This window comes from Aestuariibius insulae (assembly GCF_040783535.2).
In the GTDB taxonomy this organism is placed as follows: Bacteria; Pseudomonadota; Alphaproteobacteria; order Rhodobacterales; family Rhodobacteraceae; genus Aestuariibius; species Aestuariibius insulae.
Genome location: NZ_JBFONW020000006.1, coordinates 227517 through 242139, shown reverse-complemented (window position 1 = coordinate 242139; position 14623 = coordinate 227517). Strand labels below are relative to the sequence as shown.

The window sequence follows — 14623 nt, the reverse complement described above, 5'->3', positions numbered from 1 at the left end:
GCTACTCCGCCTGCCGCCGCCGCCGCTCGCGCAAGGCGACGAGCACGACATCGACCACGACCGCCGCACCAAAGATGGCAAGCGCCGCCTGCCCGGGGGTCTGTGCAAGCGGCCCCGGATCCTCCCCCATCAGCCGCAGCGCGAGAAAGGACAGGATCTGCGCAATCGCGACCATCAGGATCGCCCCGATCAGACCCGCCGTATACAAAGGCTGACCCAGCGGCGCGCCCTCCCGATTCTTGAGCCTGTCCGATCCCACCAGAACGAACACGGCCGCACACAGCCCCGCCATCCCGATCCGAATCGCCTCTTCGCTCACCCCCGCGTCTCCAGGTAGCGCCGCTTGGCCTCCTCCATCCGATCCATGTCGCGCACCGCATTGTCGATGGCGACCTCGTCGGACTTGTCGGCATAGCGGAATTCGCTGTCCGCGTAGCGGTTGATCTCCTGGATCACCATTTCAGTGGTGATCGGAACGCGCAGCTCCTCGATCATCGCCTTCTTGTCGTCATAGGATTTGAAAAGGAACAGATCCGGCTCCTCCATCCATTCATCCGGCAGCTCGAAATCCATCGCCCGGACCTTCACCGCATCGGTGATGTTCTTGATCGCCCGCCCGGTGAACCGCTCATCCGCCTCCTGGATCGCTTTCAGATACGTGCCCAGCTTGGCAATCGTATCGAGATCTCCGATCTCGCCCTGCACCCGGTCGAAGACGCGGACCAGCCCCTCCTCGTGGGGCTTTGAATGGCTGGCAAAGCTGGCCGACACCGCCTTCTTGATCTCCTGCGCCTCGAATACCTCGTGATCGCCCACCGGAATATCGTGGTTCCGGCCCATCAGCAGATGAAGGATGTCGATGTAATCCTCCCGGGTCTGCGGCCCGTCCACGAGGAACCGCGCCCCCGCCCGTTGGCGCAGAGCGTCGTCCACATTCTCCGGATAGTTCGAGAACATCCCGAACGTACAATTCCCCCGCACGACCGTATTGGCGCCCGCAAAGCTCTCCATCAGCACGGCGGTAATCTCGAGCTGCCCCGCCGAGGATTGCCGGTCCCCCCGCTTGCCCGCCAGCTGGTCGATATCGTCGATCGTCCCGAAGCCGATCACGCCGGGATCGATGACGTTGTTGATAAAGGCCTTCGCATTCTGCCCCGACTTGCCCTGATAGCTGTCGATATTGTCGGTGCTGAGGTTCTGATAGCGGAACGGATAGCCCGCCGTCTCGCAATAGCCCGAAATCAGCCCGGCCATCATCTGGATCAACGTCGTCTTGCCCGTCCCGGGAGCGCCGTCCCCCATGAAGGTAAAGATGAACCCGCCCAGATCGGCAAAGGGGTTCAATCGCCGCTCGAAATCATAGGCCATCAGCATCTTGCTGAGCCGCAGCGCCTGATATTTCGCGATATGGTTGCCCACGACCTCGTTCGGCTTCTTGAACGTCATCGTCAGGGTCGAGCCCTTGGCCGCCCGCGCCGGCGTAAACCCGTTGATTGCGAAATCATCGGCCTCGACCCGCCAGGAGGCACCCACGAACGGCTCCAGCCGCCCGGTGGTCGAGGCGCGCTGCGCCACCTTCTCCATAAGCGCTTCGGCAAAGGCGAGAACCGTCGCCACCAGCTTGGCGTCATCGCTCGCGAAAAGGCCCAGATCCTGGTCAAGCTCCCACAGCACGCCGTGCAGCGCCAGTTGCGCATTCTCGACAAGCAGCTCTTCGACCTCGCCAATCTCGACCGTCTCGGATCCCGCATGATCGGCCAGCAAAAACGCCGTCGCCGACGCAAAGACATAGGTCACGGCCAGCGCCTCTGCAGCCAGCATCTCGGTGAAGTCGCGCTTCTTGTCCGCCCCGAGCGAGCCTTCCAGATTGGCCCGCTTGAGATCGGCCAGCCCCGTCCGCTCCGACAGCTCGTCGCCGAGCGCCAGCGCGATCGCGATCGCCCGCCGCAGATCCTGCAGCACGGCGGCCTGCACCGGAGAGGTCAGCGCATCTTCCGCATCCGCTCCCTCGATCCGCTCGATCAGATGCACCCCCTCGGGCCGCGCCGTCCGCTGCGTGACCAGCCCCGGCGTCGTCGACCGAAACCGCCGCCGCGTCCCGATCCCCGTAGACCGCTCCAGCCGCGGCGCAACCTCCTTGGCCGCCGCGATCCGGGGCGAATGATCGAACCCATCAAGCAGCGCCATCGCCGCCCCATACTGCCCCGCCACCGCCTCTTCCCGAAGCTCCATCTGATCGCTCGATTGGGTCATTGGATCTCCTTCAACATCTTGCTCTAAGTACCTTTCCGCAAGGATCAACTCCCCTCGCAAACCCTTTCGTAATACCGGAATGTAAAGTGCCCCGGCGCAGTCCAGTCAGTTCCAAGTACACGGCGACGATATGGCACCTCGACCTCGCGCAGGACGTAGCATCGCGCAAATTCTTCCAAATCTGCCAGTTCCACATCCGTCAGGAAAGCCGGATCCTCGATCACGCCACCCCGCACAAGCCCGGCGATGATGATATCGGGGTCACGCGACAAAACGTACTTCCCCGATCCCTTGCTGTGGCCCGGCACGATCTGGGCAAGGGTTACAATGGGAAACTCCTCCCGCTTGGCGATCACCGGATCGATCAGTCCAAGCAGGTCGATATATGTATGCTTATCCGCATAGAACGGGATCGCTCCTGCCGTATGAAGTGCGATGATCTGACCCGGAGCCCAGTTTTTTTCAATATAAGCCCCGATCGCGCGCGCATCCGAGACCACACGATCCGGCCCGGCAGGCGCCACAACGATGCTCATAGCGAGACTGCTTCCCAGAGCAAGAGCCGGAAGAAGCGCCCTTATCTTCGGCGCAAACGACGCTGCGAGCGCACCGACAAAGATCATCGCAACACCCATGAAAGGCACCGCCATCCGGGCACCGATCATATGATCGGCGCCAGACCAGGTGATATAGATCGCCTGAGCGAGCAAAGGCAGGCCCAGCAGGGCAAGCCGTGCGTCGCGCCGTCGCTGTGTGACCAGCAGAACGAGAGAAAAGATCGCGATCAGGATCGCGGGTGCCCACCGCATCACTGAGCGGCTGTAAAGGGCGGAACTTAACACCCTCAGTTCCTGTGGAACCCCAGTCTTGGTATAGAATGTCAGCGGGAAAAATTCACCATAATACGAGATGCGCCAGGCCATATGCCCGAACGAGACAAGCGCTGGAATCCCCGCTGCAATGAAAGCGATCACAAACCGCCGCCGCCACGATCCGTCTAGAGCCGCAAAGACGCTCAACCCGGTCGCGCCGATGAAAACCGCCGCATCCATCCGCGTCAGCACGGCAAAGGAGAACGCACTAGCCGTCAGCAAACCATTGCGCCAAGTCAAACCGTCCCGAAGGACAAGAAGCAAACTGACTGTTCCTCCCGTGAGAAACGCGCCAAGCACAACAGGCTCCAGCCCGCCCAGAACCCAGATCGCAATACCAGGCGTCAGACCGATCGTTAGGACAAGAGCTCCTCTGGCCAAAGCCATCGCGCGGCCGGGCGCCACCAGCCGCAGCCCCCAGGCCACAAGTGCGATCAAAAAGACCGCGGCCACCACGTTAAGCAGACGTACAGCAACAATCGGCTCCAGCCCGACCGCCATGAGGGCGGCCGACATCAGTACATAAAGAAAGTTCGTATAGCCCTCGTGATACTCACCGATGTTCCAGGTCAGCTCCCCGCAACACACAAGGTTCTCCGCATATCTCAGCGAGATATAGGCATCATCCACGAAAAAGGGACTGTGCTTGACCACGCCGAAAAGCAGGGCGAGGACAGCAAGCGCAATCGCGATGCCGTCGCTCCACCAGCCGGTCTTCTGCTCACGCGCAGACGAAACCGATCGCGCCGACGGGGCCTCGTCACGCGCGCTCGCTTGATCGCTAGTTCCGCTCATACTGTACCCTCGGCTTTCGAACCGGCTCCGCGCGTTATGCGACAAGCGAAACAGCAGGGATAGACAAGCGGTATCGGGGCGATCCCCTTCATCTGGCTAAAAATACTCAAATCCCGCCCTTCACCTGTAGCTCAATACCCGCCCCTTGGGCGAGACGACGAACTTTCGGATCTCGGAAAAGCCTGGCGGGCGCCGCTCGCTTAGGACCTGATAGGCCCGTTGCGGCAGGATGACCGACCGCGAGACCGAGCTGGCGCCGATATCGACGGCGCCTTGCTGCGCAAACATGTCGAGCGCGAAGATCTCCCGCTCCACCGTGCCGAACCAGCCTGATTTCTCGTGCTCGACCCGCTCGCTGACCAGCTCCTCCTCGGTCCAGGCCAGCGCCCAGTCCTGGCCTGCGGGTGCGCGCGCGGCCGCCAGAACCTCGCTCAACGGGCCGGTCTGCTTGGTGAAGGCGTTCGAATACATCGGCCCGATATGAAACCGCCGTAGCCGCTTGGGATGCAGATCGTCGAAATCCCGGTCAAATCCCCGCGCGATCGTCACCAGCTTGAGATGCGCGATCGCCTGCGCGCTTAAGTGAGCCTGCGCCGCGGGCCAGCGCCGGTCGTCCTTAGGCAGCGCGACCTTCCCCGAATCCTCAAGCTCCATCAGATAGATCGTGGGCAGGTTGATCTGGCTGTCATAGACCGCCCAGTGGATCAGGAACCGGCGTCTGCCGCCTTCCGTGCCGCGCCAGATCGCCTCGGGATCGTTGCGCGCCCAGAACAGCTGCCCCTTGGCCATCTCCTCGTAGTAAAGCCGCTGGCTCATCGCGAATTGCAGCTTTGTCGGGATCTCCAGATCGCCCAGGATCACCCGCATCATCTCGTCCTTGAGAGCCTCCGGATCGCGCCCCTGCCCCAGATGCCGCTCGGCCTGCGCCGCGTCGGACGCCATCTCCAGCAGCTCCGAAAAGACGGGAAACCCGCTCTCGTCCCGGTCAATCCGCAGCTGCGAGGCCTCTGGCGTGCGCCCCGCGAAAAGGTACTTCAGCCCCAGCGCCTTGAACGTATAGGTCAGCCCCACGAGATAGCGCGCCAGCACGTCCACGTCATCGCGCGACAGCCGATCCTCCGCCTCCATCGTCGCGGCGACGCGTCCCAGATGCTGGGTGATCGCCTCGAACTTGCGAAAATACCGCCGCGTCACACGGGTGTCGTGCAGGGCCGTCTCCTGGGACGCATCGGTCATGTCGAACTCTGCCGGACGGTCAAGGGGCGTCCTCATCTTGCGAAAAATACCTCGGGGGAGCCGCCCCCCGGGCGGCGGGGGCAGAGCCCCTGGTCAGGCGCGCCGCCCTCAGCCGCCATAAAGGTTCTTGTCGTGCTTCTCGACGATCTTCTCGAACCGCCGGGCAAAGCGTTCATCCGCCTTGGCCTTCGCCTCGAGGATCTCGCGGGCAAAGACCATGTGGCCCTCATGCGCCTCCATCATCTCGGCCATTCGCGTATTGGTGGCCGATCCGATCGCGGCCATCGCCGTTTGCGCTTCCTGGTCCGTCTGCACGCCGATCTCGTTGATCCGGTGCGCCACGTCCTGCTGCTGCGCGGTCTTCAGCGACTTGGTCAGCGCATCGTAAAGCACCACGCGCTGCTTGGTATCCGTCTGCAGCTTGTTGATCAGCACCATCTGCGTCGCCGCCTGGTTCTGCAGGCTGTCGGTCCAGGTCTTGCCCTTCTCGATATACCGCTCCAGCGTCTGGCTTTTGGCCAGCTGCACCTGCTCCTGCTGAACCATCTCGTTGTACTTGGTGTTCAGCGCCGCCAGCTCGGTCTCCAGCTGCGTGCGCGTCGCCGCATCCTGCTCGACCGAGATCTTGTTCTCCAGCTCGATAATCTTGGGATCCATGCCCTGGATTTCCGCCCGCAGCCCTTCCAGCTCGCCCACGACGGCCTCGCGCTCTTCGAGCGTGCCGACGAGGTTCTTCTCGACCGTCACCTTCTGCTCGTTCAGCACATCCAGCTGCCCCTGCAGCAGCGACACGATCGTATCGGATTTCGAGATCAGATCCTGCAGCTTGTCATCAACCGAGGCGGTGCGCATCCGCTCCTGACGCATCGATTCCGCCTTGGCCTTGGCGAAGACACCGACAAAGCTTTCCCAGCCCGTCTTGTTGCGCATCTCGTCGAAATCCTTCGAGAATTGCGACGTCACATCGTCCAGACCCATGATCAGCTCGGCGATGTTGGCGTTCATCGCATCGGTATGCGCATGCACATCTTCCAGCGAGGCATTCTCGATATCGACCGAAATATCCGTGCCGTTCGCCATCTTCTGGCGGGCCGTCTCGATCCGGCTGGTCAGCTCTGAAATCTTGCTCTGCGCTTCGGCCACCTGGGCCTGGCTGGTCTTAATCTGGGTCTCGAAATCGGCCATATGAAAAGTCGTCCCTTCGCAACTGTGTCCTCGGGTGGAGATATGGGGCAGGTTATCGCGCTTTTCATCAAAGAAGTAGGCATTTGAAGGGCGGGCGTTGCATTTTAGCCCGCTGGCGAAGATGGATCCTGTTACAGACCATCATCGCCGCCCGGTTGCCCGCCGGATCTACGCATGCTCTGCTCGACGGGCGCCGAAAAAGGATCCAGGAATGCCCGACCCCGTCACGCTAACCCGCAAACTGGCCCAATTCGACGAGCACTGGAGCCCCCGCATCGTCGCCACCTACAACGGCAACGACGTGATGGTCGCCAAGTTCGAAGGCGAGTTCCACTGGCATTCCCACCCGGACACCGACGATTTCTTTCTGGTCATCAAGGGCGAGATCGAAATCGACCTGCCGGACGGCCCCGTCGCCATGAAAGCCGGAGACCTCTTCGTCGTCCCCGCCGGCATCGAACACCGCCCCCGCTCCGTCGGAGGCGAAGCCCACATCCTCCTCATCGAACCCACCGGCACCCCCAACACCGGAGACCCTACGACGGCCGCCCCGAAACCCTCGATTTGAGGTGCGGGGCCAGACCACCTAGAGGATCACTCTTAATCCCAGGAATGTCCGCTTCGAGCCCATACCTACCAAGTTGCTGCAGAGCTAAAGAATGTCGGCAGTTGGCACTGAGGGGCATTCTCTCTTAGTCGTCATCTTCCGCAAGATCAGGCGATTTGTCGCTTCCAGCCCTCGATTGTCTCGACGGCGATCTGTGCCATCGGTGCCGCCGCTGTTGTGGACCCCATCAAGCGTATTTGACTAAGCGCGCCCCATAGTAGCCCCAAGAGAAATTCCGCGCGTGCATCCGGGTCGGATACTCCATCTGCAATCGCAGCTTTGCGAAACGCCTCGCGCCACATTGAACGGTAGGCCTCCACGGCATCGCGGACGCGCGGGCTGGCTCGCCCGAGTTCAAAGACGGTGTTTACCATCAGGCACCCGCAATTCGTCACGTCATCGGGATCATCTGTCGCTTGCGCAAGGCTCTGAAACAATATCTGGGCGGCCTCCAACCTCGGCGGATCGTAAACCGTTTTTACTACCCCACGTGCCATCTCGGTGTAAGCGCCAAGGACCTTGAGGAAAATCTCTTCCTTATCGCCAAAAGTATTGGCGATCCCACGTACACCGATCCCTGTGGCGTCCTCCAGCATTCTTGTGGTGGTCGCGTCGAAGCCATGGCGCCAGAAAACCTGAACCATCTTTTGAAGTGCTTCGTTTTCGTCAAATTTACGTGGTCTGGCCATATCCAATTTATTTTACATCATGTGTTGCATTATACGTCGTTCGGTGCAAAATACATTATGTGATGCAAAACGCAACACCTCAGCGAAATCAAAGGAGACCACATGCCGACTATTCGAGTTACAGTTCCGAAATCCGCATGGACCAAAGACGAAAAGGCCGAGATCGTCAGCACGCTGACGGATGGGTTGAATACCGTCGCGTCCGACAGCGGCAAAGGCGACATCAAGCAATACATCAACGTGCACATCGAGGAGACCGTCGAGGGCGGATACGCGATGGGCGGAAATGTGATCGGCTAACCGATCAGGGGGGGTGGGCTGGGCCCGCTCCCATCATCTTCAGGAGATCAACCATGAAAATCAGCAAAACCATCACCATCAATGCGCCCGCAGAAAGGGTCTGGGACATTCTGGGCCCGAATTACACCAACGCGGGCGATTGGGCATCGAGCGTCTACGCCTCGCATGCGCGACCCGGAACGCCAAAGGTGCCAGCCGCTCCCGTTGCGGGACGGGTGTGCCAGACCTCGCTCGGGCCGTTCACCGAGACCATCGAAGCGTTTGATGACAACAGACGCCATGTCGCCTACTCTGCTACCGGTGACAAAATGCCCGGCTTCGTGAAACGGCTTGTGAACAGCTGGACCGTTCATCCTTCCGGGAACAAGAGCAAAGTCGACATGGAGCTCAACGCCGATATCGCCTTCCCTTTCAGCATCCTGATGGGCCCAGTGATGAAGCTGCAGTTCGGCAAAGTTCTGCGGGAGGCGACTGAGGAACTGAAACACTATGCCGAGACAGGGAAGCCGCACCTGCGCAAGGTAAAGGCCGACGCATCAAAGAAAGCTATGAAAGCTCGCGAAACATTCGCTTGATCTGGCAAGCTGCCGTTTGACTCACCAGATCGAACGGCAGCCTCGCACGCAAAGCGGACATCTCGATACCTCCCTCACCACTCCAATCCACCTCTTTCGCGGCGTCAGACTTGCGGCGCGCGGCAAATCAACCCACTTTGGGCTCTGAGGAGAACAAGGCCGCTGCAGTGGCCGCTTGGGAGGATATATATGACATTTGCGTCCGTCGCAGACCGCGATTCCATTGAGGCTGAAAGCGAATGGGAGGCGCGGGACGTTCCCAAGACGACCTTTGCCATGCTCAGCGAAACCGCCGCGAAGTTCCCCGATCGTCCGGCAGTGACCTATCAGCTTTTCTCGGGTCCGACCGACAAGGCCGAGACGCTGACCTGGTCTGACTTTCACGGGCAGGTCTGCCAGGCCGCCAATCTCTTCCGCTCGCTCGGCGTGGGGGAGAGCGACGTCGTCGCCTACCTTCTGCCCAACTGCAACGAAACGGTCGTGACCTATGTGGCCGGTCAGGTCTCGGGGATCGTCAACCCGATCAATCCGCTGCTCGATGCCGACCAGATCGCCGCCATCCTGCGCGAGACGGGCGCCAAGGTCCTCGTCACGCTGCGCGCCTTCCCCAAGACCGACGTCGCGCAAAAGGCCGCTGAAGCCGTCAAGCTCGCGCCCAATGTTAAACACGTGCTCGAGGTCGATCTGCACCGCTACCTGACCGGCGTTAAAAAGCTGATCGTCCCGCTCATCCGCCCTAAAAACCCGGTCTCGCACAACGCCAAGGTCGCCAGCTTCACCGCCGAATGCGCCAAGCAGAACACAACGCTCGACTTCCCCGACGCGACCCAGGACCGCGTCGCCGCCTATTTCCACACTGGCGGCACCACCGGTACGCCCAAGGTCGCCCAGCACCGGTTCTCCGGCATTGTCTATAACGGCTGGCTCGGCCACCGGCTTCTCTTCACCGAAGAGGACGCGCTGATGTGTCCTCTCCCGATGTTCCACGTCTTCGCTGCCATCGTCGTCCTCGGCGCATCGCTCAAATCGGGTGCGCATATCGTCTTCCCCACGCCGCAAGGCTACCGGGGGGACGGCGTCTTCGACAACTTCTGGAAGCTCTGCGAACGCCACGGCATCACCTTCATGATCACCGTGCCGACCGCCATGTCGGCCCTCATGCAGCGCCCCGTCGATGCGGACATCTCAAAGATGACGACCGCCTTCTGCGGCTCCTCCCCGCTCCCGGTCGAGCTGTTCAAGCGATTCGAAAAGGCCGCAGGCGTCACCATCTGCGAGGGCTACGGCCTGACCGAGGCGACCTGCCTCGTCTCGATCAACCCGCCGGACGGCGAGAAGAAGGTCGGCTCCATCGGCATCCCCTTCCCGCATACCAACGTCAAGATCCTCAAACACACCGCCGAGGGGCCCTATGAATGCGCCACCGACGAGATCGGCGAGATCTGCATCGACAGCCCCGGCGTCTATGCCGGATCGACCTATACCGAGGTCGACAAAAACCATGACCTCTTCCACCACGACGTCTACCTGCGCACCGGCGATCTGGGCCGCCTGGACGAAGACGGCTATCTCTGGATCACCGGTCGCGCCAAGGATCTGATCATCCGCGGCGGCCACAACCTCGATCCCGCCGAGATCGAAGAGGCACTGGCCGGGCACGAGGCCGTCGCCTTCGCCGGCGCCATCGGCCAGCCCGACGCCCATGCCGGAGAGCTGCCATGCGCCTATGTCGAGCTTGTCGACGGCGCGACGGTCACCGAGGACGAGCTGATCGAATACGCGAAAAGCCACATCCACGAACGCGCGGCCTATCCCAAATATCTGGAGATCATGGACGAGCTGCCCAAGACCGCTGTCGGCAAGATCTTCAAGCCGGACCTGCGCAAAAAAGCGATCACACGCATCTACAACCACGCCCTGACCGAGGCGAACCTCAACGCTGAGGTGACGGAGGTGGTCGAGGACAAGAAGCGCGGACTGGTCGCCAAGCTCTCCAAAAAGGGCGAGGTCGACGATGCCGCCGTCACGAAGGTGCTCGGCGACTATACCCGCCCCTGGGACTGGGCGGCCTGACCTCGCAGGCCCGGCGGACCCCGCCGGGCTTTTCCATCACCCGAAAGGTTCCCCACAAACTGCCCGCGCGACATGCTGCCGCACTATGAAAATAAAGGGGATGGGCCAAGGAACTTAAACTGGGACAGCCGGTTTTTCCGGGCATGTCAGATAAGAGTTTTCCAGAAACGCCGGATGGACGCTACTTCGTCGCCAAGGGCAGGTTGTGGCGGAAAACCGATCCCAGCATGAGCGAGACCATACGCCATGGTCACGTCAAGGCGCTCATGTCCGCGCGCCGCGCCGTCCGGGATGCACAAACCGAAGATGACCTCAAGACAGCCCGCGACGGCGTGCAATCCGCCAAGGAAGCGCTGGGCGAACGGGGCGATGTCTGGTGGACCGACGGCGCGCCGGACGAAACCCGCAAAGCGCCTTGGAACTCCTCCTACGCCGAGTGGTGGGAGAACCTGCCCGAAGAGGATCGCAAGAAAGGTCGCGACTAGGCGGGCGTCTTGGCCGGACGGCGGGGGCACAGAACAGCAGGTCGAGGTTGCCCAACGCCTTTCGGTTGACCTAATGAGGCGTTCAGAACGTTCTCGAAGTCATGCCATGCCCCCCCAGACCCGACGCATTGTAATCATCGGCGGCTTCCCGAGGGCCGGTACAAGGCAGTTCTGCAATCTTGTGAACCACGTGCCGGGATGCCGCATACAAGGCGAAATGGATCCCACCTCCTACAAGATGCTCGCTCAGTTCGTTCAGACGGTCGATGAGAATTACGTGGGTCGGCGGATGGAAAAGGGCTATGCGAAGCGCCGCAACGAAGCCGTTATTGAAGCGTATCGACTGTTTTCGAAGACCAGCCGAAACGACAAGGTCGACTGGGGTGATTTGAAAGTAGTTGGGCTGAAAAAGCCTCTTATAGAACGGTCATATCAGGACACGAAGGCGCTGTTTGGGCCGTCCAATAGATCGGTAACCCATTTCTACTGCTTGCGAAATATCTATTCGAACTTCAATTCGCTGGCCGGAGCATTCGATTACACAATCCCGCACTACAAAACGCGGCTATCCGCATCCATTTCCGGACTCCAGAAAATGGTCGAAGACGATTTCTTCGACATACGGCCGCTTCACCTGGACGGCTTCGTGACGTCCGACGGCCCCCAGTGGGTGCAGGAGAAACTATATGCCCCGATAGGGCTTGAGCAATCCCGAGAAGAGGCATCGCTTGCGATCGAGCAGACCACTGGCAGCAATCGAACCCCCGACCAGAAAAGGCGGCCGGGGATCACCGCTTCAGAAGCAGGGGAGTTAAAGTCGGACAAGGACTTCATTGCAAAGATCAGATGGCTCGAAGAGTATTTCGACATCTCGCTTATGTGAGAGACTGACCCTTGTGCTCTCCATCGCTTCGGTGCGAGATGTCACCGCGCGCTCTATCTGACGTTGGTCGCGTTGACGATTTGCCTTGCGGCCAGCCCTGTCGCCTCCTTGCTGCTCTGTGATCGTCGCCCAAACCCTCGCCGGAGCCGCCGCCGGTCTGGCCCTTCCTTCAGTTTACAGTCTCGCTGCGCAGATCGCGCCGGAAGGGAAGGAAAGCCGGACGCTCGGCACGGTTCTGACCGGCTGGGCCCTTAGCCCTGTGGCCGGTGTCACGATCTCGGCCCTGATCGCCGATCTGGCTGGATGGTGCGCCGTTTACGTTACGCTGATCGCTACCAGCCTGATGACGACACTCGGTCTGCGCAAGCTGGCGCGCGCGGAGGACCCGAAAACCGCCCGCGCCGCGACCTCGCCGATCCGCGCTCTCGCCATTCCCGGCATCCTGCCCGCGCTCGCCTCCGGGACCGCCGCGCTTCTTCTGACGGTCTGCCCGATCTGGGGCGCGGCCAATCACCTCGCGCTCAACCTGCTGATCGGAAACCTGACCGCGCTCGACCCCGCCCGCCGGGGCGCGGTGATGGGCCTCAACAGCTTCGTCACCTATGCTGCGATGTTCGCGGGCACCGCCGCCTACAAACCGATCTTCGAAACGGCAGGCTTCGCTCCGCTTGCGGGTCTCTCCGCCCTCTCGATCCTCGCCGCGCTTGTCCTCGCCCTAAGGTGGACAGCGCCGCAAAAAACCGCCTGATCGGCCCGTTGCGCCACCAGTTCTGGGAACGCATCGTTAACGCGGACCCATGTCGAAAATCCACCGACCAGATACCGACGCAATACCGACCGGATACCGAAGGCCCAAATCGGTGAAACAAAAGGCGTTTACCTTCGATTCGCTCAAGACGTCCAAACCCGCCTGACATCCGCCACTGGCCGCCTTAACAACGCGGTCATGAACCGGTCTTTGAACATCGTTATCCTCGGCGGGGCAGGGGTCTTCGGCTCCCGCCTGGCCGAGCTTCTGGCGCACGACGGTCACACCGTCTGGATCGCAGGCCGCTCTCTCCAGCGCGCCCGGGATACAGCCAAACGCTTGAACAAAAAGGCAATTCAGCTCCATCGCGGGCCCGACCTCTCTGCGCTGGACGGCCTCTTCATCGATGCCCTCGTCGATGCCGCAGGCCCATTCCACGCCTACGGAGACGACCCCTACGCTCTCCCCCGCGCTTGCCTGCAAAGCGGGATCCACTACCTCGACCTCTCCGACGACGCCGAGTTCTGCGCGGGCATCAGCGCCCTTGACGACACCGCAAAGACCGCCGGATGCATCGCCCTCTCCGGCGTCTCCAGCACCCCTGCCCTCTCTTCCTCGGCCGTCGCTCATCTCGCCAAAGATATGAGCAAAATCAACACTATAGATACCGCGATCCTGCCAGGAAACCGCGCCCCGCGCGGCCGCTCCGTCATGGCTAGCATCCTCTCTCAGGTGGGCACCTCCCGCCCCCACCGCATCGCCGGACAGACGGTCCCCTTCCGCAGCTGGTCCTCCCGAAAAAGCTACACTTTGCCCGGAGGCCTCAAACGCTGGGGCTGGTGGATCGAAACCCCCGACCAGCGCCTCCTCCCGGACGCCTTCGACGCCCAAACCGGCACCTTCCGCGCAGGCCTCGAACTGCCCATCATGAACCACGGCCTCGTCCTCATCTCCCGCCTCAGGGCGGCCACCAAAGCGCCCATGCCCGGCTGGGTCATCCGCCTGATGGAGCTTGCGGCAAAGGCCCTCGCCCCCTTCGGATCGGACAAGGGTGGGATGGTCGTCACGGTGACGGGGCGCGAAGATAACGACATAAAAACAAAGACATGGAGCCTTCTCGCCGAAGCCGGGGAGGGGCCTTACATTCCCGCCATCCCCGCCCGCACCCTGCTGCGCCACCTGCACGAAATCCCGCCCGGCGCGCGTCCCGCCCTCGCCGAACGCCCGCTCGAGGACTACACCGCCGCCATGTCCGATCTGGCCATTCGCTTCGAAACGCACTCGGCGCAAACCGCCCCGCTGATCCCGCGCCTCCTCAGTCCTGCCTTCGACACGCTTCCTGACGCGGTCAAGGACAGCCACCGGGTCCACGCCCCGCGCCGGTTCGAGGGCCGCGCCTCGATCACACGCGGCCAGGGCCTCTATCCCCTTCTGATCGCTTTGCTTTTCCGCTTTCCGGACGCATCGGAGGACGTTCCGGTCAGCGTCGTCAAAACGCCCACCGAGACAGGAGAGACCTGGACCCGCACCTTCGGGGCTCGCTCTTTCTCATCACATCTGTCGCGCTGGGCCGGCGGCCTGACCGAACGCTTCGGCCCGATGATCTTCGCCATCGATCTGACCCCGCAAACGGACCGCCTCAGCTGGCCCGTGACAGCGGCATTCCTGCCCGGTCACATCCCGCTTCCTGCATGGAGCCTGCCTGTAAGCTACGCCAGCGAAACGGAAAAAGATGGTGTTTTCCAGTTCGACGTCGCCATCCACGCACCGCTGACGAAAGAGCTTGTCGTCCGCTATCAGGGATATCTCAAGCCGGTCTGACATCGCCTAGAAAGCGCACAAAGATCAGCAGAACTGACCTTTCCATGGGCACCTGTACCCCGCTCGTAGGCCGCCGCTCCAATTCTAAACCTGCTTGATAT

General features: G+C 61.5%; 14 protein-coding genes. 8 read left to right on the top strand and 6 right to left on the bottom strand.

All coding sequences use genetic code 11. The features are described from left to right. Position 1: 1 nt before the first annotated feature. The 5 genes from AAD018_RS16995 to AAD018_RS16975 all read right to left on the bottom strand — a co-directional run bounded on the left by AAD018_RS16995 (position 2) and on the right by AAD018_RS16975 (position 6341). Positions 2 to 319 (bottom strand): hypothetical protein, encoded by a 318-nt coding sequence (locus tag AAD018_RS16995; RefSeq protein WP_367315652.1) that lies wholly within the window; start codon positions 317 to 319, stop codon positions 2 to 4. After that, positions 316 to 2253 carry an AAA family ATPase gene (locus AAD018_RS16990; protein WP_367315653.1) on the bottom strand — a complete coding sequence of 646 codons (1938 nt, stop codon included), beginning with the start codon at positions 2251 to 2253 and terminating at the stop codon, positions 316 to 318. Before AAD018_RS16990 ends, AAD018_RS16995 begins: the two co-directional genes overlap by 4 nt. A 44-nt stretch (positions 2254 to 2297) precedes the next feature. After that, a complete protein-coding gene (locus AAD018_RS16985; protein ID WP_367315654.1) occupies positions 2298 to 3920 on the bottom strand; it encodes an ArnT family glycosyltransferase in 1623 nt (540 codons plus the stop codon). A gap of 120 nt (positions 3921 to 4040) precedes the next feature. After that, the gene (locus AAD018_RS16980; protein ID WP_367315887.1) at positions 4041 to 5156 is read right to left on the bottom strand and encodes a hypothetical protein; all 1116 of its coding nucleotides are present in this window, start codon (positions 5154 to 5156) and stop codon (positions 4041 to 4043) included. A gap of 108 nt (positions 5157 to 5264) precedes the next feature. Continuing rightward, complete coding sequence (locus AAD018_RS16975) at positions 5265 to 6341, bottom strand: hypothetical protein (RefSeq protein WP_367315655.1); 1077 nt, start codon at positions 6339 to 6341, stop codon at positions 5265 to 5267. Positions 6342 to 6552: 211 nt separating this feature from the next. On the opposite strand from AAD018_RS16975, the gene AAD018_RS16970 reads away from it, so the two are divergent. Then, a complete protein-coding gene (locus tag AAD018_RS16970) occupies positions 6553 to 6909 on the top strand; it encodes a cupin domain-containing protein (protein WP_367315656.1) in 357 nt (118 codons plus the stop codon). A gap of 146 nt (positions 6910 to 7055) precedes the next feature. Here the strand turns inward: AAD018_RS16970 and AAD018_RS16965 are convergent, their stop codons facing one another. After that, complete coding sequence (locus tag AAD018_RS16965) at positions 7056 to 7637, bottom strand: TetR/AcrR family transcriptional regulator (protein WP_367315657.1); 582 nt, start codon at positions 7635 to 7637, stop codon at positions 7056 to 7058. Positions 7638 to 7739: 102 nt separating this feature from the next. On the opposite strand from AAD018_RS16965, the gene AAD018_RS16960 reads away from it, so the two are divergent. The 7 genes from AAD018_RS16960 to AAD018_RS16930 all read left to right on the top strand — a co-directional run bounded on the left by AAD018_RS16960 (position 7740) and on the right by AAD018_RS16930 (position 14522). Next, entirely contained in the window at positions 7740 to 7937 is a 198-nt protein-coding gene (locus tag AAD018_RS16960) for a tautomerase family protein (protein WP_367315658.1), read from the top strand. Between the two features lie 53 nt (positions 7938 to 7990). After that, on the top strand, positions 7991 to 8512 hold the full coding sequence (locus AAD018_RS16955; RefSeq protein ID WP_367315659.1) for an SRPBCC family protein: 522 nt from the start codon (positions 7991 to 7993) through the stop codon (positions 8510 to 8512). A gap of 189 nt (positions 8513 to 8701) precedes the next feature. Further along, positions 8702 to 10585 (top strand): acyl-CoA synthetase, encoded by a 1884-nt coding sequence (locus AAD018_RS16950; protein ID WP_367315660.1) that lies wholly within the window; start codon positions 8702 to 8704, stop codon positions 10583 to 10585. Positions 10586 to 10812: 227 nt separating this feature from the next. After that, a complete protein-coding gene (locus AAD018_RS16945) occupies positions 10813 to 11070 on the top strand; it encodes a hypothetical protein (protein WP_367315661.1) in 258 nt (85 codons plus the stop codon). Between the two features lie 106 nt (positions 11071 to 11176). Then, positions 11177 to 11953 carry a hypothetical protein gene (locus AAD018_RS16940; RefSeq protein ID WP_367315662.1) on the top strand — a complete coding sequence of 259 codons (777 nt, stop codon included), beginning with the start codon at positions 11177 to 11179 and terminating at the stop codon, positions 11951 to 11953. Between the two features lie 118 nt (positions 11954 to 12071). Further along, positions 12072 to 12701 carry an MFS transporter gene (locus tag AAD018_RS16935; RefSeq protein WP_367315663.1) on the top strand — a complete coding sequence of 210 codons (630 nt, stop codon included), beginning with the start codon at positions 12072 to 12074 and terminating at the stop codon, positions 12699 to 12701. 198 nt (positions 12702 to 12899) lie between these two features. After that, positions 12900 to 14522 carry a DUF4166 domain-containing protein gene (locus tag AAD018_RS16930; RefSeq protein WP_367315664.1) on the top strand — a complete coding sequence of 541 codons (1623 nt, stop codon included), beginning with the start codon at positions 12900 to 12902 and terminating at the stop codon, positions 14520 to 14522. Positions 14523 to 14623: the final 101 nt, after the last annotated feature.